Source organism: Plantactinospora sp. CA-294935 (assembly GCF_050936445.1).
In the GTDB taxonomy this organism is placed as follows: Bacteria; Actinomycetota; Actinomycetes; order Mycobacteriales; family Micromonosporaceae; genus Plantactinospora.
Window position 1 is genome coordinate 9,682,936 of record NZ_JBNJMU010000001.1, and the last position, 26,223, is coordinate 9,709,158.

The window sequence follows — 26,223 nt, forward strand, 5'->3', positions numbered from 1 at the left end:
CACATCTCGGGTGCCGGCGGTGCTCTGAGGATGTGGAGGAAGATGTGGAGTTCGTCGGGCGCCGTGCGACCGTACTGGCCACGGCCGTCGCTGCGGTGCCGTCCGCCGGCGGTGGCAGGACGGCCGGACGAGCCGGACGGAGGGATGCCGTGGCCGTGTCGACTCCTCCGGGACGAAAAGCGGTCCGTTCCGATCTTGAGCAGGTCTTCCGCTCCGCCTATCCGCGGGTAGTCGCCGTCGCCGCGCGGGTGCTCGGCTCCGGGGACCAGGCCGAGGACGTGGCGCAGGAGGTGTTCCTGACGTTCGGACGCTCCCGCGTACCGGCGGGCGAGGCGGTGGGCTGGTTGTGCGTCGCCGCGGCGCACACCGCACTGAACCATCTCCGAACCGGTCGGCGTCGCGCCTCCCGGGAGAAGGCCGCCGGTGTCGGTGACGCCGTCAGCCCTGACGTCGCCGACCTGGTCGTGACCCTCGACGAGCGCCGTCGTGTGCGCGGGGCGCTGGCACGGCTGCCCCGCAAGCAGGCCGTGGCCCTGGTGCTTCGACACAGCGGCCTGAGCTACGCCGAGGTGGCGGCCGCTCTTGACCTGTCCCCCGGCAGCGTGGGCACCGTCGTGCGCCGCGCCGAGTCCGCCCTACGCAAGGAGTTGAACCGTCATGCGCCATCCGACTGACGGCATGTTGCGCCGGCTTGTGGACGAGCCCGTCGGCGTCGCTGACGCCGACCGCGAGCACGTCGCGGACTGCCCGAAGTGCCTGTCCGGACTGGCAGCCGCCCGCCGGGACGCCGCGTTCGCCGGTGCGGCGCTCGATGTCGAGGTCAGTACCGACGTCGAGGACGGCTGGCACCGCCTGTCCCGGGCGATCGCCGCGGACCGTCCCCGGCAGGTGGCTGTGGCCGCCCGCCCACCACGATGGCGTACGGCGCTGCGCAGCCCGCTCTTCGCCGGTGTCGCGGCGGTCGCGCTGCTGACCGGGGCCACCACTGCCGCCGCCGCGAACTGGCTGCCGATCTTCCGTACCGAGCGAATCGCGCCGATCACGGTCACCCAGGCCGATCTGCTCCGGCTGCCGGACCTCTCCGCGTACGGCGAGGCCAAGGTGACCAAGGTCGCCGACATCCGCCCGGTCGCCGATGCCACCGCGGCGGAGCAGGCCACCGGCCTCTCCGCGCCTCGGGTGCGCAAGCTGCCCCGTGGTGTGACCGGCGAACCGGCGTTCCACGTCGGCAACCAGGTGAGCGCCACGTTCACGTTCTCGGCGGAGAAGGCGGCGCAGACCGCGGCGGCCGCCGGCAGACCGCTGCCCCCACCGCCACCGGGCCTTGAGGGCAGCCCGTTCAGGATGACCGCCGGCCCGGGCCTCGCCGCGATCTGGTCGCAGTCCCAGGGGAGGCCCGCCATGATCGTCGGCCGGGTGGTCGCACCGGCCGTCTACTCCTCAGGCATCCCGTTCGAGACCGCCCGCGACTACCTGCTCTCACTACCCGGCCTGCCGGAGGACGTGGCGTCGCAGTTGCGCGGCTTCACCGACGACGGCACGACGCTGCCGCTGATCGTGAAGATCGGTAAGGAAACGAGCTTCTCCGCCGAGGTCGACGGCGCACCGGCCACCGTCCTCAGCACCAGGGGCGGCACCCTCGCGGCCGTCTTCTGGGTCAAGGACGGCGTCCTCAACGCGGTGGCCGGGTCGCTCGGCACCGACGAGGTGCTGTCGGTGGCTCGCGGATTGCGGTGGGGCCGATGACAACCGAGCCCACCACCCGGCAGGGCGACCTCCCCTCCCCCGACGCCGCGGCGCAACTCCTCGCCGACCTACCTCCGTCACCGGCGGTGTGGTGCTCGGGTCTGCGCAAGCGGTACCGGCGCCGGACCGCGGTCGACGACGTCTCCCTCACCGTCGGGCGCGGCGAGGTGGTCGGCCTGCTCGGGCCCAACGGAGCCGGCAAGACCTCCGTCATCAAGATGCTGCTCGGTCTCGTCCGGCCCGACGCCGGCGAGGTGCTGCTGCTCGGGCGACCGGCCCGGGACCCGCACTCCCGCACCCACGTCGGCTACCTACCGGAGCTTTTCCGGTATCAGCCGTGGCTGTCCGCCGCCGAGGTGCTGGCCCTGCACACCCGGCTCGCCGGCGCCACGGTGCCGGCTGCGGAGCGGCAGGAATGCCTGGCCATGGTGGGCCTCGCCGACCGTTCCGGCGACCGGGTGGGCGGCTTCTCCAAGGGCATGCAGCAGCGCCTCGGGCTGGCCGTGGCGCTGGTGGCCCGCCCCGAACTCGTCATCCTCGACGAGCCGACGAGCGCCCTCGATCCCGTCGGCCGGGCCGACGTGCGGGACCTGCTGCTCTCCCTCAGGGCTCGCGGGGTCGCCGTCCTGCTCAACTCGCACCTCATCGGCGAGGTGGAGCGGGTCTGCGACCGGGTCGTCATCCTCGACAAGGGCCGGGTCGCCGCATCCGGTACCCTGCCGGAGCTGCTCGGCCAGCGTGAGCTGCGACTTCGCCTCGGCGGGGTGAGCGCGCAGGCGGAGGCCCGGCTGGCCGCCGCCGGCCCGCTCACCCGTACCGGGGACGCGTTCACCGTCACCCTCCCCGCGGAGCAGGACGGCACCGACGTGCCCGACCTCGTGGCGGATCTGGTCAGCCTCGGGGTACGCGTACACGCCGTCGAGCCGGGGCGGATCAGCCTCGAACAGCGGCTGCTCGACATCCTGCGCACCAGCCCTACCGAGGAGCACGCATGACCGCCCGTACCGTCCTCACCGTCGCCACGCTCACCGTCAAGGAGGCCACCCGCCGACGGGTACTGCTCGCGCTCGTCGCGCTGACGGTCGTACTGCTCGCGGTCAGCGCCTTCGGGTTCTCCCGGATCGACGCCACGTTCGGCGGGTTGACCACCGGAGAGGCCCGGCTGGCGGCCGCGATGGTGCTGAACCTGGTGATGTTCGGCCTGAGCCTGACCGCCGCGCTCGGCACGGCGTTCCTCGCCGGTCCCACCCTGGCCGGTGAGACCGAAACCGGGATCGCGCTGGCCGTCCTGGCCCGACCGGTCCGCCGCTCGGCGGTGCTGCTGGGCAAGTGGCTGGGGCTCGTCACCTTCGGCAGCGGCTTCGTGGCCGTGGCCGGACTCGCCCAACTCCTCATCGTCCGAACCACCACGGGCTACTGGCCACCCCGGCCGGTGACCGGTCTGGCACTGCTCGCCGCGCAGGCCGCGGTCCTGCTCACCCTCGGCCTGCTGCTCTCCACCGCCGTCTCCCCGATGGCGTCGGGCATCGTGGCGGTCGGGCTCTTCGGCGCCACCTGGATCGGCGGCGTGGTCGGCGCGTTCGGCGAAGCGCTCGGCAACGAGAGCGTGGCCCGGATCGGCACCGTCTCCCGGATGCTGCTCCCGACCGACGGCCTGTGGCGCGGAGCCATGAACGCCTTCCAGGACCCGACCCTGCTGATCCAGTTCCAGGAGGCGTTCAAGGGGCACCCCTTCCTGAGCGAGGCGGCGCTCACTCCCACCTACCTCGCCTGGACCGGCCTCTGGATCGCCCTGGCCCTCGGACTCGCGGCGGTGTCCTTCCAGCGCCGGGACCTCTGAGCAGCCGGCCACCCGAGCTTCACCGCGACCTCGTGGCCGCGCCCGGGCGCCCCGGGGCAGGGCGGGCGCGCCGGGCAGGCGTGACGGCGGGCCGCGCGTCGGACGAGAACGCCAGGCGGTAGTGGCGCGGGCTCACTCCGACGATCTGCCGGAACCGCTCCCGGAACGCCGTCGCCGAGGTGAACCCGACCAGTTCGCCGACGTGTTCCACCGGCTGGTCGCTGGTCTCCAGCAGGAGTTGCGCGCGGCGGATGCGCTGCCGGTTGAGCCACTGCATGGGGGTGCTTCCGGTCTGGTCGCGGAAGTGCCGGCTCAGCGAACGGGTACTCATCGACGCTTCGCCGGCAATGGCGGCCAGGGTCAGTGGGGCGTGGAGATTGTCGGTCAGCCAGGTCAGCAGTGGTTGCAGGGAGATCCCGGCCGGGGTTGGTGGCTCGTGCGCGATGAACTGCGCCTGGCCACCGGCCCGCTCCAGCGGCATGACCGAGGTTCGCGCGGTCTGCGCGGCGACCGCGGCACCGTGGTCACGCCGTACGAGGTGCAGGCAGAGATCCAGTCCTGCGGCGGCACCCGCCGAGGTCAGTACCGACCCGTCGTCGACGAACAGCACCTCCGGGTCGACCTCGACGGCGGGGTGGCGACGAGCGAGCTGCGCGGCGGCCGCCCAGTGCGTGGTGGCCCGGCGACCGTCGAGCAGTCCGGCGGCGGCCAGCAGGAAGGCACCGGTACAGATGGAGACCAGCCGGCCGGTCGCGGCGGCGAGCGCCGCGACGACTCCGGGCGGGATCGGGGCGTCGATGTCGGCGACACCGGGGACGACGACCGTGTCGGCTTCGGCCAGCGCGGGCAACCCGTACGGGGTACGGATGGTGATCGGCCCGGCCCTGACCTCGTCGGCGGCCGCGCAGACCCGAAGCTGGTACGCGGGGCGGCCGTCGGCCAGCCGAGCGCGGCCGAAGACCTCGATCGGCACGGACAGGTCGAACGGGACCACGCCGTCGAAGGCGAGGATCACGACGCGATGCATACCCCCATTCTGGCTGGAATCCGTCGGTGGCTGTCTCGCCAGCCACTGCCGGACGGCGACGGCCACACCTACGTTTTGTGACCATGACCGTCCTCGTGCCGCTGTTCATCGGTGTGCTCTACGTCCTGGTGAACTCCCTGATCGCCGAGCCGCACCGCCGCCGTTTCAACGCGGTCATGCTCGGCGGGGCGGGAGCGGCCTATCTCAGCGGCGGCGGGTTGGGAATCGGGGAGTTCGCGTTCACCGCCGTGCTCACCTACCTGGCCTATCGCGGGCTGGAGTCGTGGACGTTCATCGGGGCGGGCTGGTTGCTGCACACCGCCTGGGACGTCGTGCACCACCTACGCGGTGAGCCGATCATCCCCTCGGCCCACGACTCCTCGTTCGGCTGCGCGATCTGCGACCCGGTGATCGCCATCTGGTGCCTCGCGGGCGGCCCCTCCGTCTGGCGCCACGCCCGGCCGTGGCGGCCGGTCAGGCTGCGCCTGGGTCAGCGACTCGGCCGGCGGTCCAAATCGTCGGCCTAGACGTACCGCACGGCTTCGCCTTCGGCGGAGCCGCGTGCCCGCTGGGCGAATCCGGGGTAGAAGAACGGGAGGTTGTCCGCCTCGTCCCCGGACAGCCGACCCGCCACCCGCTGCACCTCGTCGGCAGGATCGTTGCTCATCCGGGCAGAGGATGGCAGGCGGCTGCCCGCAGGGCACCGTGGTCCGGCGGACACGGTCCTGCCTCACCGGTAGCCGGTGGCGTCGGCGGGCCTCCCCGCATCCTGCACCTCCACGATGTATCGCCACGCGTCGGGTCGGCTGCCGTCCACGTCGGTGAACCCGTAGACCCGGGCGAGCTGACCGCTGGAGACGGAGGTACCCGACCAGCGCGCCCGGTCGGGATCGGCGGCGAGCGCGGCGACGCCCCGGCCGACGTAGGTCGGCGACTCGGAGATGACGAAGTGCGGCTCCTTGACCGCCGCCTCCCGCCAGTTCGCTTCGGTCACTCCGAACAGGTCGAGCATCAGCTCCGACCGCAGCCATCCCGGGGTCACCGCGACCGCCGCGCTCCCGTACGGCGCCAGCTCGTGGCTCTGCGCCAGCGTGAGCCGTTCCACCGCCCCTTGACCAGGTCGTAGTAGACGCCCGCCTGGTGACGGTACGCACGGTTGTACTCGAAGGTGCCGTCGGTCATCTCGACCACGAGCCCGCCCGGGTTCCGGATCAGCAGCGGGAGCGCGAAGTGGCTCGTCACGGCGTGGGTGTCGATCCCCACCCGCAGCATCCGCAGTCCCTTCGTCAGGTCGTGCTCCCAGATGGTCCTCCCGAACTCGGCGTGCACGTCTCCGCCGAAGATGTCGTTCACCAGGATGTCGAGACGGCCGTGCTCGGCGTCGATCCGCTCGACCAGCCCGCATACCTGGTCGGGCTCCAGGTGGTCGACCCGCAGCGCGACGCCCTCCCCGCCCGCCGCGGCGATGAACTCGCCGGTCTCCTCGATCGTCTCCGGGCGGTCGATCTCCGAACGCCCGGCCCGGCTGCTGCGCCCGGTCGCATAGACCATCGCCCCGGCTCGCGCCAGCTCCACCGCGATCGCGCGACCCGCCCCTCGGGTCGCGCCGGCGACCAGTGCCACCCTGCCAGTCAACGTCTCCGTCATGGCTCTGATCGTGGCATCGCTACCTGACAACCGATGTCTGATTTACCGATCCGCCCGGCCGGTGACCCCGGGCACACCTCTCGACGGGCGTACCGATCGAGCGGGTGACACGGGCCGGCCGGCGGAAGCCTCAGGTCACCAGGCCGCTGCGGTAGGCGTAGACCACCGCCTGTACGCGGTCGCGCAGGTCGAGCTTGGTGAGGATGCGCGACACGTACGTCTTGACGGTCTCCTGACTGATCACCAGGGTCGTGGCGATCTCGCTGTTGGACAGGCCGTTGGCGATGAGGCGCAGCACCTCCAGTTCGCGCGGGGTCAACCCGGCGCCGTCCGGCATGCCCTCGGCGGGACGGATCCGCGCCGCGTACCTGCCGACGAGTTGCCGGGTCACCTCGGGTGCCAGCAGTGCGGCACCGGTCGCGACGGTGCGGATGCCGTGCAGCAGTTGTGCCGGCGGGGCGTCCTTGAGCAGGAACCCGCTCGCCCCCGCGCGCAGCGCCTCGTACACGTACTCGTCCAGGTTGAACGTCGTCACCACGAGCACCTTGACGGGCTGCGCCACCCCGACCCCGGCCAGCAGGCGGGTCGCCCCGATGCCGTCGAGTACCGGCATCCGGACGTCCATCACCACCACGTCCGGGTGCAGCCGGCCGGCGAGGTCGACCGCGGCACGCCCGTCCCCGCACTCGCCCACCACCTCGAGGTCGGGCTGCGCGTCGATGATCGTCGCGAACCCGGTGCGGATCAGCGCCTGGTCGTCACAGACCAGTACCCGGACCGGTGTGGTCACGCCCGGCTCCCCGCGGGGATGCGGGCCCGTACGACGAAGCCGCCGCCCGGCTGCCGGTCCGCGCTGAACTCGCCGCCCAGCACGTCGACGCGTTCGCGGAGCCCGGCCAGGCCCCGCCCGCTTCCGCCGGGCGAGGCGGTCCGCGAGTCCGAACCGTCGGTGCTGACCTCCACGGTGATCTCCCTTGCGCCGTGCTGCACCTGGACCACGGTGCGGCTGCCGTGAGCGTATTTGAGGGCGTTCGTCAGGGCCTCCTGCACCACCCGGTAGGCCGCCAGCTCGGCGCTGCCGGTCGACTCCGCCGGCCTGCCCTGCTCGGTGAACTCCACCGGCTGCCCGGCCCGGCGCGTCTGCTCCACCAGCCCGGGAAGGTCGCCGACGGACGGCATCCTGGCGTCGGTCCCGTGGTCGGGGTTGAGCAGGTCGAGCAGGTGCCGCAGGTCGGTGATGGCCCGCCGGCCGGTGTCGGTGATGGCGCTGAGGGTCTCGTCGAGCCGGGCGGGGGCGGCGGTCAGATATCGTGCCGCCTCCGCCTGCACGACCATCGCCGTCACATGGTGGGTCACCACGTCGTGGAGTTCCCGGGCGATGCGGGTGCGTTCGGCGGTACGGCTGGCCTCGGCGACGCGGTGCCGACGCTCGGCCTCGGCGGCCCGGGTGGACCGCAGCCACGATCCGATTCCCCAGGCGAGGACCAGCGCCAGGTAGAACACCACGAATCCCTCCACCGGCTCGGTGGCGCCGAGCCGGTGCAGCGCGACCGCCAGCGGCACGTACGCCGCGGAGAGCAGCATCGCCGCGGCACGCCGGTGACGTTCCAGGTAGGCGCCCGCGCTCAGCAGGGCGATCGGCAGCGCGGTACCCGAGAACGCGTGGTAACCGAGGAGTTGGTCGCCGACGAAGCCGAGCGACACCAGGACCAGGCACACGGCCGGCCACCGCCGGCGTACCGTCAGCGGTAGGGCCTGCAGGGCGATCACCGCGACGGCCAGCGCGTCGAAGGGGCGGGTTGGCAGGTCGCCGACCTGGGTGCCCTGGCCGTGGAGCGCCGGCAGCAGCGACGCGACGGCGAGCAGCAGCGCGAACGGGAGATCCCGGACCGTGACGTCACACCGCCGCCACCGGTCCGGGACCCGCCGAAGGTCGATCACTGCGCGAGCGTAGCGGTCGGGTCGGTCCGGGCGGTGCGCCGGCGGCGGGGCACCAGGTGGCCACGCCGGCGGGCCAGCCACATGAACACGATGGTCAGCACCACGCCGGCCAGCACCGCGTACAGGCTCGCCTCCGGCCCGAACTCACCACCGCTGAGCAGGGTCGGCCCGGACAGTACGCCGTCCAGCAGACCCTCCGGCCCGGTCCTGCCGGAGGCGGTGGTGCCGAAGACGCCGGCCTGGGCGAAGTTCCAGCCGAAGTGCAGGCCGATCGGCAGCCACAGGGTACGGGTGGCGGCGTACGCGGCGGCGAGCATGCCGCCGGCCTCGACCGCGATGGCGATCGCGCCCCACAGGGTGGCGTGCGCGTTGAACAGGTGTGCCAGACCGAACAGCAGGCCGGTCAGCACCAGCGATCCCCAGGTGCCGATACGCTCCTCGACGATCCGGAACAGGATGCCGCGAAAGATCAGCTCCTCCGTCACGGCAGCCGCGGCCATGAAACCGAGCAGCGCCAGTGCGCCCGCCGCCGAGCCCATGCCGTCGATCCGATAGCCGCCGAGCAGCGCGATGTTCGCGATGACGGCCGCGAACATCCCGACACCGATCAGCAGTCCCCGGCCCACGGCAGCACCAGCGCCTTTCCCGGCCACCTCCACCGGCGCCCGACGCTCGGTGCGCCGCACCACCCACGCGTACGTGAGCAACGCGAGCACCGCGGTCGCGAGACCGAGACCCAGGGTGAGGAACGGGTTTCCCCGGACCGCACCGACGGCCAGGCTGCCGGCGAGGGCGACCGCCGCGACGGCCCCGAACTGCTTCAACAGTCGCATGACGACTCCTTCGCGAGAAGGCCACGGCCGAAGCGCCGTGGCTGTCCTGAACGCTATGGATTCGTCGGCCGGGAATCGTCACCGCACGGTGGACACTCCTGGGTAGCTCGCCCGGGGGACAAGCGTTGCCGCGGAAGAAGCGGACGGCGCTGCGGCAGGCGTCAGTACTGCATGACGCAGTAGACGACAGTCGGATGTGTGAACCGGTACCAGCGGTTCCACCTGTGGTCCCGCGTGCACCTGTCACCGTTGGATGCGCCTGGGATTATGTCGATGATGTGAACCGTGCCTTTCGCCTTGCACTTCGGCGCGTGGACGATCCAGCCGTCACCCTTCGGGAACCGGTAGCAGAAGAAGCGCACCAGGTGGCGCTCCAGACAGAGCCGATATCCATCTTCGGTGATGTAGGGAGCGTCGGGGTCGGCGCAGTTGCTCTGGTCGTAGTCGACCGACACCACCCGGTAGGTGCCGCTGCTGCCGTTGCAGTTGCCGACCCCGAGGAAGTTCCCGGCCAGGTCGACGCCGATGCACTGCCCGATGCTGGCCGGCGGCGGTGGCGGTGCCGGCCTGGTCGGCGGTGCCGGCTCGGTGGTGCGGACCGCCTCGGGTGGCGGGTAGGTGCTTCCGACGGTGGTCCGCGAACTGTCCGTCCGGTTGTTGATCGCCACGCCGACCGCCGCGACCCCGCAGACTCCGACCAGGCACAGGGCCAGGAACCCACCGACCAGGCCGATGATGAGCGGCCCGTTGGACTTCGGCGGGGCCGGTGCTGGCACGGTCATGCCGGTCTGCGGTGGGGGCACGCCCGGATAGCCGGGCGGGCCCGGCGGTGGAGGCCACGTCACGCGACGAGTGTCACACACGCCTCCGTCAGCCGGCCATCCGTCCATCCAGGACAGCGGCCGGCCTTCACGGCGTTCCGTCGCCTGCCTGCCGGTGATGACGCCGGTCGCCCGGACCTGCTCCGCCACCTGCCGGCCGCTCTCCAGCTTTCGCACCCGCCCTGGCACCGGTACCGACGGGCACCATTACCGGCCCAGCGGCGAGTGGTCACGTCAACCCCGGGCGCCCTGCCGGGTCAGGGAGGTCAGGTACCGATCGCGGTGCCGGGGATCGGCCGTGGTCCGCGCCCGGGTCGGTGGTTCGCCGCGGACCGGCCGGTAGCCGTCGAACGTGGACTCGATGACGCCCTCGCCCCCGGTCAGTCCCGGTAGCTGTCGTTGCAGGTGCGGCAGTCGCGCGGCTGGCACGACCGCCTCGATCGTGGTCAGGTCGCCCCGTACCGACTGCTGCCGCACTGCCGCGCCGAGGCGGCCCAGGGCCGTCAGCACGGCGCTGATCGCCCACACCGGGATTTCGAGGCTCACCCGGAGCACCGGCTCGCAGACCACGGTTCCGGCCTGGTCGAGCGCCCGCATCAGCACGATCGGCGTGAGGTTGCGGAAGTCCGCCGGGGTACTGAGCGGGCCCCGCCTCGACGGCGGGCCGTCGGCCAGGCTGTAGTTGCAGTCGATCATGGTGACGACGCAGTCGGTGACCTGCCAGCCGAACCTGCCCTCGCGCAGGGCCCGGCGCACGTACTGGCTCATGTGCTCGGCGAAAGTGCCGGCGTTGCGGTAGACGTACATCGGCACTGCCTGCGGCTCGACCCGCATCCGGAACTCGGTTCCCGAGTTGGCCGGACCGGGCTCGATCCGCAGGCCGATGGTGGCCTGGAACGGGTTCGACTCGGTGTTCAGGATCTCGACGGCCTCGCCGAGCCGGACCGGACGCTCGACACAGACGACGGTCGTCTCGCGGAACGTGACGTCGATGCCGAACTCGGTCGCCAGGGTCGCCTGGACGACCTCCTTCTGGACCTCACCGTAGAGCGAGACGGAGACCTCCCGGCCGGTGTCGTCCGCCCGAACGGCGATCAGCGGATCCTGCTCGGCCAGCCACGCCAGCGCGGCGCGCAACGCGCCGTCGTCGGCCGGGCGTACCGGGGCGACGACGGTCTCCATCGTCGGCGGGGCGAAATGGTGCTCGCCGCCGGTCGGGGGTGGCCGACCGATCGTGTCGCCGATCCGTACCCCGCTCAGGCCCCACAGCCGGCCGATCTCGCCGGCGGCGAGTTCCGGGCGTCGGACCCACCCGCCGTTCTCCGAGACGCTGATGGCCGTCGCCTTGGCCTCGGCCTCGGCGCCGCCGACGCCCGTGACGCAGCACCGCTGCCGGACGCGCAGCGTGCCGGCGAACATCCGGAGGTAGGCGATCTTCTCCCCCGCCGACCCACGGTCGATCTTGAAGATGCGGCCGGAGACAGCGGCTCCGGCATCGCCGGCCTCCGCGGGCAGCAGTTCGGCCAGGCCGGCCATCAGGGCGGCCACGCCCTCCCCGGTGATCGCCGACCCGAGGAAGACGGGATGGACCAACGACCGCCGCGTCTGCGCCGCCAGTTCCCCGCGCAGCCGCCGGTCCGTGACGGCGCGCTCATTCTCGACGTACGCGGCCAGCAGTGAGTCGTCCCGGTCGACGAGCGCCTCGGTCAGCGCCGCTCGGAACGCGGGATCGCCGAAACCGTACGGGACGAACCGTGCCGCGGGAGTACCGATCCCGCCGACCGTACCCATCGGGATGATCGCGGCCGTGAGCCGGTTCCTGACTGCCTCGAGCACCCGCCCGGCATCGGCACCGCCCCGGTCGATCTTGTTGACGAACAGCAGCGTCGGTACGCGCAACCGCCGTAGCGCGCGCATCAGGACGCGGGTCTGCGGCTGGACGCCCTCGACGGCCGAGATCACCAGAACGGCGCCGTCGAGCAGGCTGAGTACTCGCTCGACCTCGGCGATGAAGTCCGGGTGGCCGGGTGTGTCGATCAGGTTGACCGTCACGCCGGCGATCTCGAACGACACGACGGCGGACTTGATGGTGATGCCACGTTGGCGTTCCAGCGCCAGCGTGTCGGTGCGGGTCGTGCCGGCATCGACCTCGCCGACGGTGTCGATGACCCCGGCCGCGTACAGCAGCCGTTCGGTCAGAGTCGTCTTACCGGCGTCGACATGCGCCAGGATCCCCAGGTTCAGCGTTCTCCGCGCCAACCGCCACACCCCTCGAAGAAATCGAAGTTCCCTGTCCGATGGAGGTGGACGTGGCTCGCATATCATCTCCCTGGTCGTTGAACCTTTTTCACCTGAACCGCGCGGCGCGCGGCCCCGACCTCCTTGCGGCCACGACGGACCGCGAGGGAGGTGGAAAAAGGTTGTTCGTCGGTTGGACCTCGCCCGAGTCAACCACGGCTCGGAACCCCGCACGACCGAGTTAACCCATCCGGCCGGCGGAACGGTCGGTGGGATCAGCCGGACTGTCGGGTCAGGTCGACCGCCGACGCCTGCTCCAGCACCGAAGCGGGCAGCTGCGGCCCGGCCGGTAGCGCCAGCGGCTCCTTCGCCCGGCTGACCAGCTCGACCACGGTCTTGGAGAGCCGATTCGCCGACTGCGACATCGATTCGTTGGCGGTCACGATCGCGGTGACCACCTCGGCACGCTTCTGCTGGCCGTACCTGACGGCCTCCTCGATGCCCCGGGCCTGTGCGTCGATCGACTCCGCGACCTCCAGGAGCGTCTCCGGGCGGATCGTCGGAGTCTGGATCGTCCGGACGATCTGCGGCACGGCGGCCTTCGACGCCCGCGCGTACGCGGAGAGCACGTCGTTGGCGCCGTCGGCGACCGCCTGCTGCATGTCGGCGGCCTGGTTGGCCTGCAACAGCAGCGCCCACTGCGCGATGGTGAGCTTCATCGTCGGGATGGTCAGGTTCATCAGCAGCGCGAGGCGCTGGCCGAGCCCGTAGTTCAGGGTACGGATGTTGCGCACCTGCGGGGAGGTCGACCAGGCGACGAAGAGCCGCTGCTGGAACTCGTTGATGCGTACCTCAAGGGCCTGGATGAACTCGGTGACCAGCGAGAGACGCTCCTGCTGATCACGCTCGTCGACCGCACCCGGTGTCACCGTGATCGACCGGGCGTCGGCGAGCGCCACCTCCCGGACGAGTTCCATCACCGCGATCGCGCCGATGAGCTGGCCGATCGCCGCCTCGTTGGCCTTGTAGAGCTCGTCGCAGAGCACCACGTTGCGCTTGAGCTGCACCTGCTTCGAGCTGAGCTGCCCGGCTACCCGGTCCAACTGCTGCTCGACCGTCCTGGCCTCCTCGAACAGCATCTCCAGCAGGTCGCGGCCCTTCCGGAACAGCCCCTTGACGGCGTCGGAGAACCTGTTGAACGTCTCCCGGATCTTCGGGTCGCTCGGGTCGTACTTGCGCCGGAAGTTGCGCATCCGGTCGTTCAGCTCGTGCATGATGCCGGTGAGTTCCGGGATGTTGACCCGGCCGACCTCGTGGAAGATCCGGCTGACCTGGGCGTTGACCTGGTCGATCGCGCTGTTGCCGAACGAGGCGAGTTGGTCGGTGTTGGCCAGCATCGCCGGGTAGAGCTGCCCGGCCGCCGCCTCGGCCTGGGCCCGCTGCGCCGGGCTGAGCAGGTCCACGCAGACCAGCTCCCGGGGCTGGCCGGTGGTCAGGGTACTGGTGATGGCGGTGTCGGCGGCACCGGCCGGCGGGGCGGCCGTGCCACCCACGATGCTGCCGAAGTCGATCTGCAATCCGTCGGTCATGACAGGTCCGTTCTCTCTCACTGGCAGGTCTTGGCGTCCTTCATGCAGCTCAGCAGCGCGAGTGTCACGTCCGCCGCCGGCGCCGGGGTGGTGCGGACCTGCTCGGCGAGGTCGATGTCCGGGAAGTCCGCGACGTCGTTGACACCGACCTGGACCGCCGAGCGGAAGCCGTACGTCTGCCACGCGATGCGCTGGATCTCCGGATCCTTCATCGCCTCGATGAACCCGGCGGCGGTGGCGTTGAGCGCCAGGACCGGGTGGTCGCTGTAGATGGTCGGTTCCGGATAGAGCACCCGGACGTTCCTGAGCAGGTTGGCGCTGTTCGCGCCGCTCTGCACGACCTGCTGGATGAGCTGGTTCTCGTAACCGGCGTAGAGCGGGGACTTGAACTCCCCGCCCTGGGTCAGCCACTCCCGGAACCCCGAATCGGAGGTGCGGGCCTGCAGGCCCTGCGCGTCGTAGAGTGCCCGCATGGTCGGCAGGGCCCGGCGTGCCTGCGCGAGGTTCGGCGCCTGGAACACGTCGTCGGTGGCGAGGATGCTCAACTGGAGCTGGGCGAGCACGAAGCCGCTGTTGGACTTGGCCGGATCGGTGCTGGAGATCGTGATCGGACCCCGTAGTTCGGCCGCACCGATGCCGTCCCAGGTCTGCTTCTTCAGCACGTAGTCCAACAGCAGGGACTTCATGTTCACGATGTGGAAACGGCTGTCCCGCTGCTGGACGACGCCCATCTTGACCAGCGCGTCGGTGCCGCGCGGCCCGGCGTAGACCACCTCGGGCGACTGCAACAGGTTCTCCGCGCGGTACTCCGGGAAGGCCCCCTGGTGCTGCGCCTCGAAGACACTCTGCGCGCTCGCGCTCGACGGCCAGAGGCAGTCGACCCGGCGCGCGCTGAGCTCGTCGGTGCTCAGCTGCACCTGGTCGTACGAGCCGAGAGGCTGGAAGCTCACCTCCAGCCGGTACCTGTCCCGCAGCACCCGAGTGACCTCGGGGTCGGCCATCAGCTCGGACTTCTCCGAGCCGCCGACGCAGGTCAGTGTGGTCAGCGCGGCCGGCGTGGAGGTCCCGCCGGACCTCGACCACAGCAGGGCGGCGACGACGCAGACGACGATCACCGTAACCAGTCCGACCAGGAACCGAACGCTGGGCGATCTCACGATTACTCCTTCATCCCCACTCAGGAAGTTTCGGCGGCGCGACGGTGTCGAGGTTGGCCCGGTACTGCGCGATGTCGCCCTGGTTGACCAGCCGCACGCTGTCCAGGGCGAACGCGGCGAAGCGTTCGAACGCCAGCTCGCCACTGCGCTTGAGCGCCTCCGGGTCGGTGTAGAGCACCGGCTCGCGCTGGATGTCGAGGTACTGCCGCACCGCTCCGTCGAGGCTGCTCAGGTGGCCGGCGATCTGGCTGGCGGTGGAGTAGAGGCTGTTCGGCGACTTGGCCTGGACCCGGTCGAACAGCTCCGGCACGTACCGGCAGGCCGACTCCAGGGCGGCGCGGGCGGTCGGCGCCTGGACCTCGGGGTTGAGGCGTTCGATGCCGCGCAGGATCGAGAGCGCCTCCCCGACCTTGGCGCGCGCCTCGTCGAGGTAGTCGTCGCTCAGCGCCTGCGCGGGGCTACGGTCGTCGATCATCAGGTACACCCCGACCGACGCCGCGATCGCCAGCAGCGGCGCCCACAGGAAGCTGCTGGTGAGCACGAACATCCCGGCGAAGACCGCGACGGCCGTGCCGAGCGCGACCGGCGCCGCCAGTTTCCCTCTCACCGGGACCACCCCCGCCGATGTACGCCGGCCCGGCGGCCGCCACCCGAACCGGCCGTCACTTGTAGCCAGCCGCCTGGCGCAGTGCCGCCACCAGGTCGTCCTGCTGGACGAACGCGCCGCCGGTGGCCGACGCGACCTCCTTGAGCTGCCCCGGGTCCGCGTCCCGGCCGAACGCGATCGCGATCACCGGTACGCCCGACGCCTTCAGCCCGGACAGGGCCGACTCCCGGTGGCGGGTGTCGGACTGGCCGTCGGTCATCAGCACCACCAGCCGCCTGCGGTCGTTGGACTGCGATCTACCCAGTTCCTCCATGGCGCGTCGCAGGCAGGTGTACATGTTGGTGCCGCCGGTGGGCTCGTAGCTGTTGATCTTTTCGGTGAGCCCGTGCAACCCCGCACCGTCGTTGCCCTGCACCGTCCAGGGGCTCCCGGCGGTAACCCCGCTGTTGAAGATCCCGACCGTGGTCACGTCCTGCGGGTGGGTCAGCAGGAAGTTCAGCGCGGCCTGGTCCTGGTCGAAGACCTGGTGCGCAGCGGCCTTCACTCCGTCCCAGCCATCGTTCGAGGACATCGACCCGCTGCCGTCGAGGCAGTAGAAGGTGTTGACGGGGCGCCGGTAGCGGGTCTGGTACCGGTCCAGCGCGGCCTCGATGACCGGTGTCGCCGGATACTGGATGCCCTGCTCGTTCACGGTCGCCTGGATGCCCCACTCCGGGTTGAAGACCGACAGGTCGGGGTTGTCCAGCGTCAACCCGACGCCGCTGGCCGGACGCCGTCCCAACCTCAGTAGCTGGGCCTGCGCCCCGGCGTCCTTGAGCAGATGGTCCTGCAACTCGGTGAAGACCTTCCGCCTGCCGGCGTCGGCGTTGTCCGGATCCGGGAGGAAGCCGAGCGGCGCGTCACTGATCGCCAGCGACCCGCGTGGGTACGCCACCACGAGCGGCTCCTTGCCGGCCCTGACCAGCTCCTGGTTCTTCTCGATCACCAGGTCCTCGTAGGTGAACATCGTCCGGCAGGCGTCGGGGCGCGCGACGCACTCGGTCATCAGCGTGCCGGTCGACGGCGGTGTCTGGTCCATCGCGTTGATGAACCGGGTCACGCCCTGCTCCACGGCCGGGGAGTCCAACTGCTCCTGCGTCAACGGCCTACCCGGGCCGTTGCCGGCGAAGTAGTTCAGGAAGCCGAACAGCACGGTCGCGCCGGAGTTGGACTGCGTCGGGTTGGTGACCCAGACGTTCGTCTGCCCCGACTCCACGGCCCGCAGAATGTCGGCGATGGCGACGTCCGGCCGGCCGGCGAAGCCGAGCCGCCGCATCTCGCTGCGCCAACCGGCGAACACCACCGGGGTGAGGAACATCGGCTTCACGTCCCGCAGCACGTTGGCCTTGTCACCGAGCTGGGAAAAGACGCTGGAGGCGAACCAGTAGGCGTCGTAGTCCCGGCTGCCGGCGGCGAGCAGCCGGGCCTGGTCGACCGAACCTTTCAACGTCACGTCGCAGGTGTAGCCCTTGCTGGCACACCAGGGCTTGACGATCGTGTTGACGACGGTCTCCTGCTCGGACCCGGCGACGATTCTCAACGACGTGGAGCCGCCGCCCTCACCACCGCCGCCGCCTTCGGTGGGCTTTCCGCTGGTGCATCCGGCGGCCATCACCATCGTCGCGACGACGACCGCCATGAGCCCTCTTACCCGCACGTGCGCTCCCGTTCCAACGCTGCCGGCCGACTGTCTGTCTGGACCGTGCTCGTTGGTAGCACCGATGGGCTAACGGGACGTCGAAGGAATCATGAACAGTGGGTTCCGCCGGCCGTGGGTCGCACCGGTCCCGCCGGGCCGGATATCGACGGCTCGGCGGGACCACCTGGTGCGCTTGTCAGCGAGCGACCGGTCGACCGCCGGGTCCGGCGCCGCCGTGGCTGGTCACCTGGTCGCTGCCGCCAGGCCGGTCAGCCAACCGTGCCACGGCGGTCCCAGACGAACACGTCCTGCGTCTCGTTGCTGTCGGCGGCGACGAGGTTGGATGCGTACGACGAGAACACGACGTGCTGGCCATCGCCGCTGACCTGGCCCGGCAGGACGCTACCGTTGCCCTGGACGCCACCGGTGGAGACACTGACCCGGATCGTGCTGCCGGTCCGGCGATCGTGCAGGAACATGTCCAGATCCTCGTTGGTGTCCCCCGCGACCAGGTTCGTCGCCGCCGAACTGAACGCGACGTACCGGCCGTCGGCGCTGATCGACGGGCCCCGGCCGGCCGCGTCTGCCTGGGTACCGCCGGACGACACGCTGACGGGGCGGGTGGTGCCGGCCCGGCGGTCGCGGACGAACACGTCCGGGAAGTCGTTGGTGTCGCCGGGCATCAGGTTGAGGGCGAAGGAGGTGAACGCCACGTACCGGCCGTCCGCGCTGATCGCCGGGCTCCGGCTGCCGAGCTCCGCTGCCGGCCCGACCGCCTCGCCCTCGTCGTCGGTGACGCTCACCCGGCTCGTCACCCCGTTCCGCCGGTCGTGGACGAACACGTCCGGCGACTCGTTGGTGTCGCCGGGAACGAGGTTCGAGGCTTCCGACGAGAAGGCCACGAACCGGCCATCCGCCGAAATCGCCGGCTCCTGGCTCAGATGGTTGCCCTCCGCACCGAGGCTCGACACGCTCACCCTGCTCGTGACGCCTCTTCGAAGGTCGCGGACGAAGACGTCCGCGATACCGTTCGTGTCGCCGGGGACCAGGGTGGACGCCCACGAGTCGAAGGCCATGAACCGGCCGTCCGCACTGATCCGCGTACCGCTGATCCCGCTGTCGGCCTGGGCCCCCTCGGTGGACACGCTGGCGATTCGGGTGGTGCCGGTCAACCGGTCGTGGACGAACGCATCCGGTTCGTCGTTCGCGTCGCCGGGGACCAGGTTGGACGCCCGGGAGGTGAACGCCACGAAGCGACCGTCGGCGCTGAGCACCGGCTCCACGCTCCAGGCGTTGCCCTGGCTGCCGTCGCCGGCGACGCTCACCCGGGTGGTGGTGCCTGCCACGCGGTCACGAACGAACACGTCGGCCTCCTCGTTGGTGTCCCCCGAAACCAGATTCGAGGCGTACGACGAGAACGCCACGTAGCGCCCGTCCCGGCTTGTCGCGCCGTCAAACGCGAGGCTGTTTCCCTGCTCGCCGGTGCCGGAGACACTGACCCGGACCGTCGTACCGCGACCCGCCGTGGAGAAATCGAGGGTCCGGCCGGTACCCACGGGTGGAACGGCCAACGTCGCCGCCATAGCTAGAGACACCGCCGTACTGATCATCGGGGCTTCACCTCCGTCGAGTGCGTCCACGTTCCCGTAGGCTGATCGTCCAGACAAGACAGACTGACTGACCGCTCGGACATTCGGTTGACGCCAAATGAAGTCACGCCCCGAGTCGGGTGGTCAGCGTTCGTTGCCCGCACGCAACCAGGAGATGTAGTCGGCGGCGCGTTCGGTGTCGTAACCGGGTTGGTAGCCGGTGTCCTGCCGAACACGTGAGTACGATCGCCCGGCCGGTGTCCTTGACATAGCAGAGGCCGAGCGCGTCCTCGGCGTAGCAGAGCGCGAACGCGTTCTCGGCGTACGCGGGGGCCCGGAGTCCGGAGAGTCCGTCGCGCCATCCGGGCGCCCTGAACTGCCTGTCGATCAGGTGGCCGCCTTTGGATTAGGTTTGCGCCTAATCGTGGCCGAGCACGTCAGACCGGCGAAGACTGAGGACACCCACCCAGACCACGGATAGGACATCGAAGATGCGCACGCTGATCTACACCGCCTTCGTCTCGTTGGACGGCGTCGTCGACTCTCCCGGCGGCGGCACCCGATCCGAGGCCCACCGCAGCGGCGGCTGGACCTACCAGGACATCGAGTTCGTACCCGAGGCCTACGAACTCAAGGGCCGGGAGACCGAGGAGGCCACCGCGCTGATGTTCGGCCGGACCAGCTACGAGGCGTTCGCGCCGGTCTGGCCGGACATGGCGGACTTCGCCGCTCTCAAGGAACTGCCGAAGTACGTCGTCTCGACCACCCTCGGCCGGGACGCCCTGGTCGACAACTGGGGTGACATCACCATCCTGCGCTCCCTGGAGGACGTGGCGAGGGTCAAGGAGACCGAGGGCGGACCGATCGTCATCCACGGCAGCGCCACGCTGGCCCGCAACCTCTCCGACGCCGGCCTGATCGACCGCTACCACCTGCTGGTCTTCCCGGTGCTGCTCGGAGCCGGCAAGCGGATGTTCAGCGAGACCGACAAGGACAAGCAGATGCTGAAGGTGGTCGAGTCCGAGACGTACGGCAACGGCATCACCAAGCTGATCTACGACGTCGTCCACTGAGATGGCACCGCTGCTCCGCGGCCCGGCGACACCCGCGGAGCAGCGGGCGCGCGCACCTGACCGCGCACGGCCTGGTCGACGCCGAGCGCCTGCGGCGGGGCGCGACGACGAGTTGACTTCCGCCATGTGATCGCTAACATCGATCGAAATGACTGGCCCACCCCGGGGTGGCGTGCTCCTTGGAGGATCGATGAGCCGATTCCACGCGTGTTGCGTCGCGCCACGGTACGCCGTCCTCGTCCTGCTGGCACTCCTGTGCACGGTCGGCCTCGTGACAGGCCGGTCCGGGCGGGCCCAGGCATGGGACAACGGCACGGCGAACACGCCGCCACTGGGCTGGAACAGCTACGACGCGTTCAACTGGCGCGTCACCGAGGCCGACGTCAGGGCCAACGCCGACTACCTGCGCGACAACCTCCGCCAGCACGGCTGGCAGTACGTCGTCATCGACTGGGCCTGGTACTACCCGGGCGCCCACACCGGCAGCCCGAACCAGGACGGGAACCTCAACCCACGGCTGCGGATGGACGGCAACGGCCGGCTCCTGCCGGACACCACGCGGTTCCCGTCCGCGGTCGGGAACAACGGGTTCAAGCCGCTGGCCGATTACGTCCACGCCCAGGGGCTGAAGTTCGGCGTACACCTGATGCGCGGCATCCCCCGCCAGGCCGTCGCCGACAACGTGCCGATCCTGGGCACCGACTGCCGGGCCAACCAGATCAACAACAACACCACCGCGGCCTGGCTCAACCTGATGTGGGGCCTGAACATGTCCCACCCCTGCGCGCAGGCGTACCTGGACTCGGTGTTCGAGCTGCTGGCCGGCTGGGGCGTCGACTACGTGAAGGTGGACGACATCGCGGCACCGACGTACCGGCAGGAGGAGGTGGCCGGCTACCGGCTGGCGATCGAGCGCAGCGGCCGTCCGATGGTGCTGAGTCTCTCCCCCGGCGCGACCCCGCTGTCGGCCAGCTCGCACGTGCGGGCCAACGCCCACATGTGGCGGATCGTGAACGACCTGTGGGACGACTGGCCGGGCCTGGACCGGCTCTTCGACCAGCTTCGCGACTGGGCGCCGCACCGGGCGACCGGGGCATGGCCGGACCCGGACATGATCCCGATAGGCCGGCTCTCCAAGTTCGGGCCGGTCGGCTCGCCCCGTTACTCCAACCTGACTCCCGATGAGCAGCGCACCCTGATGACCCTGTGGGCGATCAACCGCGCACCGCTGATGTGGGGCGGCAACCTGGTCGAGAACCGCCCCTCCGACCTGGCCCTGATGACGAATACCCGGGTACTCGACGTCGACCAGAACAGCACCAACAACCGCCAGCTCGTCGGCGGCGCCCGCCAGGTGTGGGCCGCCGACGTACCCGGCAGCGGCGACCGGTACGTGGCACTGTTCAACCGCGACGCCGCCACCGGCGATGTCACGCTCGACCTGTCGACGTTGGGCATCGGCTCGGCCACCGTGACCGACCTCTGGTCCGGGGCCGGCCTCGGCACCGTCAGCGGCACGCTGGCCCGGTCGATCCCGGGGCACGGTGCCGGCCTCTACCGGCTCTCCCCGACCAGCACCGTCCCCACACCGGCCACGTACACCCTGACCGCCCGGCACAGCGGCAAGCTCGCCGACGTCTACAACGCCGCCACCGCCGACGGCGCCGACGTCGTGCAGTGGGCGGCCAACGGCCAGACCAACCAGCGCTGGCGCTTCGCCGACACCGGCGACGGCTACGTCACCGTCGCCAGCGTCAACAGCGGCAAGTGCCTCGACGTGTACGGCGGCGCCGGCACCACCGCCGACGGCGCGCGGGTCGTCCAGTGGACCTGCCACGGCGGCACCAACCAACAGTGGCGCGTCCAGGACACCGGCTCCGGCTATGTCCAGTTGGTGGCCCGGCACAGCGGCAAGTGCCTCGAGGTGCAGAACGCGGCCACCGGCGACGGTGCCCAGGTGGTGCAATGGAGCTGCGGCTCAGCCACCAACCAGCAGTGGCGGCGCACGCAGGTCTGAGCACGCCCGACCACCCCTCCTCGACTCACGCCGTCGCCACGGCCCGGCAGATGGTGCCGCCGAACCAGCCGACCGCGACGCGCTGGCCGGGCGTCCAGCCCTCGACGCCCGCGCACCGCGTCGATGCGGCCGGCGATCCCGTGACCGGCGACGAGCGGGAACGGCACCGGGAAGGCCGCGTTGACGAAGGCCGCGTCGGTACGATCGCGCTCGACCGGCGTCCGGGCTAACCGTGGAAGGCACTCGGGCTAACCGTAGAAGGCACTCGGGTCGCCGGCGAGGGAGGCCTTCACGTGGGCACTCCACTCGTCGGCGACCACCTCGATCCGGTCCTGCTCGAGCCCGTCCAGCGCGCTCCGTACGACCAGCGCCGGGTCGACCTTCGGCCCCTCGTAGTCACGGGACATGTCGGTGTCCGCCGCGCCCAGGTGCAGGGCGGTCACCAGCGTCTTGTGGGGTGCGAGCTCCAGGCGTACGCCGTTGGTCAGGTTCCACTCGGCCGCCTTCGCCGCCCCGTACGCGGTGTGCCCGTCGTGGTTGAACCACGACATCGCGGACAGCACGTTGAGGATCGCCCCGCCGCCGAGCCGTGGCGCGAACGCCCGGATCATGCCGAGCGTGCCCCAGAAGTGGGTGTCGATCTCGCGCCGAATCTCGGCGAGGTCGCCGGTGACGAGATTGGTGACGGTGTCCAGGCCGGCGTTGTTGACCAGCAGCGTGACGTCCGGCGCGGCATCCGCGGCGGCGGCGATCGAGGCTGGATCCGTGATGTCCAGGCGCAACACGTGTGCGCCCGGGAGGTCGACGAGTTCCGGGCGGCGGGCGGTGGCGTACACCTTGGCGCCGCGCTCCAGCAGTTGGCGTGCGAAGTGCCGGCCGAGGCCGCGGTTGGCCCCGGTGACCAGGGCAACTGCTCCAGAGATCTGCATGCGACGTACGCTAGAAGCTGACGTTGACGTCAGAGGCAAGTGTTGTGGCGGGGGTCACCATGCGGATCGGCGAGTTGGCTGCCAGGGCGGGTGTGAGCGTGCGCGCCCTGCGCTACTACGAGGAGCAGGGGCTGCTCGCCGCCGGCCGCAGTCCCCGGGGCCAGCGCCGCTACCCGGACGAGGCTGCGGACCGGGTACGGCTGATCCAGCAGTTGTACGCGGCCGGCCTGTCCAGCCGCACCATCGCCGAGCTGCTGCCGTGCGTGAACGCCAACGTCAGCACGCCGGAGTCGCAGGCCCGGTTGGCCGCCGAGCGGGACCGGATCGACGGCCAGATCGCCGAACTGACCGCGGCCCGCGACCGGCTGGACGCGGTTATCGCGTATTCCACCAGCGCGCAGAGCGGTTGCCGCGTCGAGGCCGGTCCCGCGACAGCCTGAGCGATCCGATCGGCGACCAGACCTGGCCTGCCCCCGCCATCGGCGGCGCCGCGTAGTGGACCATCACCGGCCGCCGGTCCAGGTCGTCGGCGAGCGCTGGCCTTGTCGTCCGGGTCGCCGGGGTGAGCTGCTCCACGGTCGGCAGTGACTCCTCGCTCCGACCCCACCCGACGACGGTCGGTCGCCCCCGTCCGCACCGCCGCCGGCGGCCTCGGTGAAGCTCAGCGTTGCCGGGCGGGCCGGACGACGATCTCGTTGACGTCGACCTCGGCCGGTTGGGCGAGGGCGTACGACACGGCGTCGGCGACGGCCTCCGGCTTGATCGCGTGCGCACGGTAGCTGCGCATGGCCTCGGCGGCGCCGGGTTCGGTGATCGACTCCGCGAGTTCGGAGGTGACCACACCCGGGGAGACGGTGGTGACCCGGACGGCGGGATCGGACTCCTGGCGCAGTCCCTCGGTGATCGCCCAGGCGGCGTACTTGGTGCCGGAGTAGACGGCGCTGGTGGGAACGACCTGGTGGGCGCCGATGCTCGCGATCGTGACGAAGTGCCCGGACCCCTGCGCGGTGAAGATGGGCAGGGCTGCGGCGATCCCGTGCAGCAGACCGCGCACGTTCACGTCGATCATCCGGTCCCACTCGTCCAGCAGCAGCGAGTCCAATCGCGACAACGGCATGACTCCGGCGTTGTTGACCAGTGCGTCGACCCGTCCGAAGCGATCCCTGGCGGCCCGGGCGAAGGCAGCGAAGTCGGTACGGTCGGTCACGTCGAGCCGTACCGGATGCAGGCCGCCGCCGGAGCGGACGGCTGCCTTCGCGGAGCCTTCGGCCAATTCTCGCAGGCGATCGGTCCGCCGCGCGCCCGCGACCACCTGGTGGCCCTCAGCCGCGAGCCGGGTGGCGATGGCCGCACCGATTCCGCTGCTTGCCCCGGTCACGAGGACGACCTTGCGGCCGCCGCCATCTGTCTGGTTCATCGACATGACTCGACACTGGCGGATCCGGGCGTCTCCCGGCAGGCCGGGTTCCTCCTGGGAGCATCACCCCCAGGAAGAACCGCGTACCGGGGCCTAGCATGGCGGTATGACGCGGTCTGATCTCGGCGCCTACCTCACCGCCCGGCGGGCCCAGGTCACACCGGCCGAGGCCAACCTCCGCAGCACGGGCCATCGCCGGGTTCCCGGCCTCAGGCGGGAAGAGGTGGCACTGCTGGCCGGGGTCAGCACCGACTACTACATCCGGCTCGAACAGGGTCGTGAACGGACGCCGTCAGCACACGTGGTGGACGCGCTGGCCGTCGCACTGCGGCTCGACGAGGACGGCCGCCAGCATCTGTTCCGGCTGGCCGGGCTCAGCCCGTCGACCAGGACCGCCGCCGGGACCGGCCGCGTCGACCCGAGCCTGCTGGAGCTGATGGACGCCTGGCCGCACAACCCGGCCATCATCTACAACCGCGCCTGCGACGTACTCGCCTCCAACACCATCGCCGACGCTCTCTTCCACGACTGGACACACTCGCGCAACCTCATGCACGTCGTCTTCACGGACCCGGCCGCGCGAACCTTCTACCAGGACTGGCATGACGTCGCGGTCAACTCGGTGGCCGGATTCCGGCTCGGCCACGGCCAGGCCCCCGCCGACCCCCGGATCCGGCAGGTACTCACCGAACTTCTGGAACGCAGCCCCGAGTTCACCGAACTGTGGGCCCGGCACGACGCCCGCGGCAAGGCACTCGAACGCAAGCGCTTCCGACACCCCGACGTGGGCCCGTTGACCCTGACGATGCAGACCTTCGACGTCCGCTCCAGCCCCGGCCAGGAACTCGTCGTGTACCACGCCGAACCGGCCTCGGCGAGCCGCGCCGCCCTCGCCCTCCTCGGCTCGCTGGCTGCCACCGGACGCCAACACGGCTGAGCGGCAGATGTGGCGCGCGTCCCCTCCCGAATCCGGACTGTGTGTGGCAGCGGCGTCATCGGACGGCGCGGCACGGATCACCGCGGCAATGAATTGACTCCTATCTTTAGTGAGGTACGCGATGCGTGCGGTCGTCAACAACGGTGGAATACGCACCGTCGACGTGCCGGAGCCCGAAGGTGACGGCGTACGCCTGTCGGTCGTCTCGGCAGGAATCTGCGGAACAGACGTGGGTTTCGCCGCGGCGGGAGTCTCTGGTTTCGTCTACGGACACGAGTTCGCGGGGATCGACGACGAGGGACGGGGCTGGTTCGTCGAGCCCACCATCTATGGCGGCGAATGTGCACAGTGCCGAGTCGGCAGTACGCAGCGTTGTACCGAGGAGGGTCACGGCAACCTCGGAGTGTTCAGCGACGGCGGGATGGCCGAGCGCGTGCGGGTGCCGGAGTACACCCTGCTGTCCCTGCCGGACGGCCTCGACGTCCGTGACGCATGTCTGATCGAGCCGGCCGCGGTCGCCTGGCACGCTGTCCGGCGCGCCCGGGCGCGTCCCGGTGAGCGTCTGCTCGTGCTCGGCGGCGGGTCCATCGGGCTACTGGCCGCCGCGGCGGCGCAGGCTGCGGGTCATGACGTCGATGTCGAAGCGAGGTATCCGCACCAGCGGTGCGCGGCCGAGGAGCTTGGGTGCGGAGAACCCGGCGGCGAGTACGACGTGGTGATCGACGCCGCGGGGAGCCGGTCCAGCCTCGGACGTGCCGCCGCAGCCGCCCGTCCCGGAGGCCGCGTCGTGTCCACCGGTGTCTACCCGGAGAACGAACCAGTTCCCGGAATAGTCAGCCTTACCAAGGAGCTGACCTTCGTGCACTCCATCGCTTACGGCCGACACGACGGGGTACGAGAGGTCGAGGAGGCCGCGCGGATGCTCGCGGAGAGACCCGAAGTTCCCGCCACGCTCATCACCCACCGCTTCCCGCTGGAGGCGGCCGCGGAGGCATTCCGGGTCGCCGCCGATCGCGCGTCGGGCGCCATCAAGGTCGTGATCGAGCCGGCCCGTCCACACTCCGGATCTCGCACTCGGCAACGCGTGACGCCCTCTGGTGAGCTGTAGACCGTCAAGCCCCACGAATGGTGATTGCC

25 protein-coding genes and 1 pseudogene are annotated in these 26,223 nt (G+C 70.7%); 11 read left to right on the top strand and 15 right to left on the bottom strand.

From position 1 onward, the window contains the following. The first annotated feature begins 155 nt into the window (after positions 1–155). The 4 genes from ACQEVC_RS41895 to ACQEVC_RS41910 are packed head-to-tail and all read left to right on the top strand — an operon-like array spanning position 156 to position 3,586. Positions 156–674 (top strand): sigma-70 family RNA polymerase sigma factor, encoded by a 519-nt coding sequence (locus ACQEVC_RS41895; protein WP_432889559.1) that lies wholly within the window; start codon positions 156–158, stop codon positions 672–674. Further along, complete coding sequence (locus ACQEVC_RS41900; RefSeq protein ID WP_432889561.1) at positions 658–1,746, top strand: hypothetical protein; 1,089 nt, start codon at positions 658–660, stop codon at positions 1,744–1,746. Before ACQEVC_RS41895 ends, ACQEVC_RS41900 begins: the two co-directional genes overlap by 17 nt. After that, positions 1,743–2,741 (top strand): ABC transporter ATP-binding protein, encoded by a 999-nt coding sequence (locus ACQEVC_RS41905; RefSeq protein ID WP_432889563.1) that lies wholly within the window; start codon positions 1,743–1,745, stop codon positions 2,739–2,741. Before ACQEVC_RS41900 ends, ACQEVC_RS41905 begins: the two co-directional genes overlap by 4 nt. Continuing rightward, the gene (locus ACQEVC_RS41910) at positions 2,738–3,586 is read left to right on the top strand and encodes an ABC transporter permease subunit (protein ID WP_432889565.1); all 849 of its coding nucleotides are present in this window, start codon (positions 2,738–2,740) and stop codon (positions 3,584–3,586) included. The genes ACQEVC_RS41905 and ACQEVC_RS41910 overlap by 4 nt, the downstream gene beginning before the upstream one ends. A 19-nt stretch (positions 3,587–3,605) precedes the next feature. On the opposite strand, the gene ACQEVC_RS41915 is transcribed toward ACQEVC_RS41910, so the two are convergent. After that, positions 3,606–4,613, bottom strand: a complete 1,008-nt coding sequence (locus tag ACQEVC_RS41915) for a GlxA family transcriptional regulator (protein ID WP_432889567.1) — start codon at positions 4,611–4,613, stop codon at positions 3,606–3,608. An 83-nt stretch (positions 4,614–4,696) separates the two neighbouring features. Here ACQEVC_RS41915 and ACQEVC_RS41920 point away from each other — a divergent pair, with 83 nt between their 5' ends. Next, positions 4,697–5,140, top strand: coding sequence for a DUF6010 family protein (locus ACQEVC_RS41920; RefSeq protein ID WP_432889569.1), 444 nt, complete (start codon positions 4,697–4,699; stop codon positions 5,138–5,140). Here ACQEVC_RS41920 and ACQEVC_RS41925 read toward each other — a convergent pair. The 12 genes and pseudogenes from ACQEVC_RS41925 to ACQEVC_RS41980 form a co-directional block, all read right to left on the bottom strand. Beyond that, positions 5,137–5,280 (bottom strand): hypothetical protein, encoded by a 144-nt coding sequence (locus tag ACQEVC_RS41925; protein WP_432889571.1) that lies wholly within the window; start codon positions 5,278–5,280, stop codon positions 5,137–5,139. The genes ACQEVC_RS41920 and ACQEVC_RS41925 overlap by 4 nt on opposite strands. Positions 5,281–5,343: 63 nt before the next feature. Next, a pseudogene (locus ACQEVC_RS41930) lies at positions 5,344–6,260 on the bottom strand (SDR family oxidoreductase). A 130-nt stretch (positions 6,261–6,390) separates the two neighbouring features. Continuing rightward, positions 6,391–7,050: a response regulator gene (locus ACQEVC_RS41935; RefSeq protein WP_432889573.1), complete on the bottom strand. Its 660-nt coding sequence runs from the start codon at positions 7,048–7,050 to the stop codon at positions 6,391–6,393. Continuing rightward, positions 7,047–8,201 carry a histidine kinase gene (locus tag ACQEVC_RS41940; protein WP_432889575.1) on the bottom strand — a complete coding sequence of 385 codons (1,155 nt, stop codon included), beginning with the start codon at positions 8,199–8,201 and terminating at the stop codon, positions 7,047–7,049. Before ACQEVC_RS41940 ends, ACQEVC_RS41935 begins: the two co-directional genes overlap by 4 nt. Beyond that, positions 8,198–9,034, bottom strand: coding sequence for a lysostaphin resistance A-like protein (locus ACQEVC_RS41945; RefSeq protein WP_432889577.1), 837 nt, complete (start codon positions 9,032–9,034; stop codon positions 8,198–8,200). The genes ACQEVC_RS41940 and ACQEVC_RS41945 overlap by 4 nt, the downstream gene beginning before the upstream one ends. A 161-nt stretch (positions 9,035–9,195) precedes the next feature. After that, positions 9,196–9,879 (bottom strand): hypothetical protein, encoded by a 684-nt coding sequence (locus ACQEVC_RS41950; protein WP_432889579.1) that lies wholly within the window; start codon positions 9,877–9,879, stop codon positions 9,196–9,198. Positions 9,880–10,089: 210 nt separating this feature from the next. Further along, on the bottom strand, positions 10,090–12,114 hold the full coding sequence (locus ACQEVC_RS41955) for a GTP-binding protein (protein ID WP_432889581.1): 2,025 nt from the start codon (positions 12,112–12,114) through the stop codon (positions 10,090–10,092). A gap of 254 nt (positions 12,115–12,368) precedes the next feature. Further along, positions 12,369–13,682 (bottom strand): toxic anion resistance protein, encoded by a 1,314-nt coding sequence (locus ACQEVC_RS41960; RefSeq protein WP_432889583.1) that lies wholly within the window; start codon positions 13,680–13,682, stop codon positions 12,369–12,371. Positions 13,683–13,699: 17 nt separating this feature from the next. Further along, positions 13,700–14,839, bottom strand: coding sequence for a hypothetical protein (locus tag ACQEVC_RS41965; protein WP_432889585.1), 1,140 nt, complete (start codon positions 14,837–14,839; stop codon positions 13,700–13,702). A 10-nt stretch (positions 14,840–14,849) separates the two neighbouring features. Next, the gene (locus ACQEVC_RS41970) at positions 14,850–15,446 is read right to left on the bottom strand and encodes a hypothetical protein (RefSeq protein WP_432889587.1); all 597 of its coding nucleotides are present in this window, start codon (positions 15,444–15,446) and stop codon (positions 14,850–14,852) included. Positions 15,447–15,501: 55 nt separating this feature from the next. Further along, positions 15,502–17,124: a vWA domain-containing protein gene (locus ACQEVC_RS41975; protein ID WP_432889589.1), complete on the bottom strand. Its 1,623-nt coding sequence runs from the start codon at positions 17,122–17,124 to the stop codon at positions 15,502–15,504. Between the two features lie 269 nt (positions 17,125–17,393). Next, positions 17,394–18,695 carry a TolB family protein gene (locus ACQEVC_RS41980; protein WP_432889591.1) on the bottom strand — a complete coding sequence of 434 codons (1,302 nt, stop codon included), beginning with the start codon at positions 18,693–18,695 and terminating at the stop codon, positions 17,394–17,396. 509 nt (positions 18,696–19,204) lie between these two features. Here ACQEVC_RS41980 and ACQEVC_RS41985 point away from each other — a divergent pair. The 3 genes from ACQEVC_RS41985 to ACQEVC_RS41995 all read left to right on the top strand — a co-directional run bounded on the left by ACQEVC_RS41985 (position 19,205) and on the right by ACQEVC_RS41995 (position 22,033). After that, positions 19,205–19,786, top strand: coding sequence for a dihydrofolate reductase family protein (locus ACQEVC_RS41985; protein ID WP_432889593.1), 582 nt, complete (start codon positions 19,205–19,207; stop codon positions 19,784–19,786). A 190-nt stretch (positions 19,787–19,976) separates the two neighbouring features. Further along, positions 19,977–21,803 carry an alpha-galactosidase gene (locus ACQEVC_RS41990; RefSeq protein WP_432889595.1) on the top strand — a complete coding sequence of 609 codons (1,827 nt, stop codon included), beginning with the start codon at positions 19,977–19,979 and terminating at the stop codon, positions 21,801–21,803. 50 nt (positions 21,804–21,853) lie between these two features. Continuing rightward, positions 21,854–22,033 carry a hypothetical protein gene (locus ACQEVC_RS41995; RefSeq protein ID WP_432889597.1) on the top strand — a complete coding sequence of 60 codons (180 nt, stop codon included), beginning with the start codon at positions 21,854–21,856 and terminating at the stop codon, positions 22,031–22,033. Positions 22,034–22,051: 18 nt separating this feature from the next. On the opposite strand, the gene ACQEVC_RS42000 is transcribed toward ACQEVC_RS41995, so the two are convergent. Beyond that, positions 22,052–22,732 (bottom strand): SDR family oxidoreductase, encoded by a 681-nt coding sequence (locus tag ACQEVC_RS42000; protein WP_432889599.1) that lies wholly within the window; start codon positions 22,730–22,732, stop codon positions 22,052–22,054. Positions 22,733–22,791: 59 nt separating this feature from the next. Here ACQEVC_RS42000 and ACQEVC_RS42005 point away from each other — a divergent pair, with 59 nt between their 5' ends. Continuing rightward, positions 22,792–23,172, top strand: coding sequence for a MerR family transcriptional regulator (locus tag ACQEVC_RS42005; protein ID WP_432892016.1), 381 nt, complete (start codon positions 22,792–22,794; stop codon positions 23,170–23,172). 221 nt (positions 23,173–23,393) lie between these two features. Here the strand turns inward: ACQEVC_RS42005 and ACQEVC_RS42010 are convergent, their stop codons facing one another. Beyond that, a complete protein-coding gene (locus ACQEVC_RS42010) occupies positions 23,394–24,149 on the bottom strand; it encodes an SDR family oxidoreductase (protein ID WP_432889601.1) in 756 nt (251 codons plus the stop codon). 106 nt (positions 24,150–24,255) lie between these two features. Here ACQEVC_RS42010 and ACQEVC_RS42015 point away from each other — a divergent pair, with 106 nt between their 5' ends. Beyond that, complete coding sequence (locus tag ACQEVC_RS42015; protein ID WP_432889603.1) at positions 24,256–25,086, top strand: helix-turn-helix transcriptional regulator; 831 nt, start codon at positions 24,256–24,258, stop codon at positions 25,084–25,086. Positions 25,087–25,207: 121 nt separating this feature from the next. Beyond that, the gene (locus ACQEVC_RS42020) at positions 25,208–26,194 is read left to right on the top strand and encodes a zinc-dependent alcohol dehydrogenase (RefSeq protein ID WP_432889605.1); all 987 of its coding nucleotides are present in this window, start codon (positions 25,208–25,210) and stop codon (positions 26,192–26,194) included. The last annotated feature ends 29 nt before the right edge of the window (positions 26,195–26,223 follow it).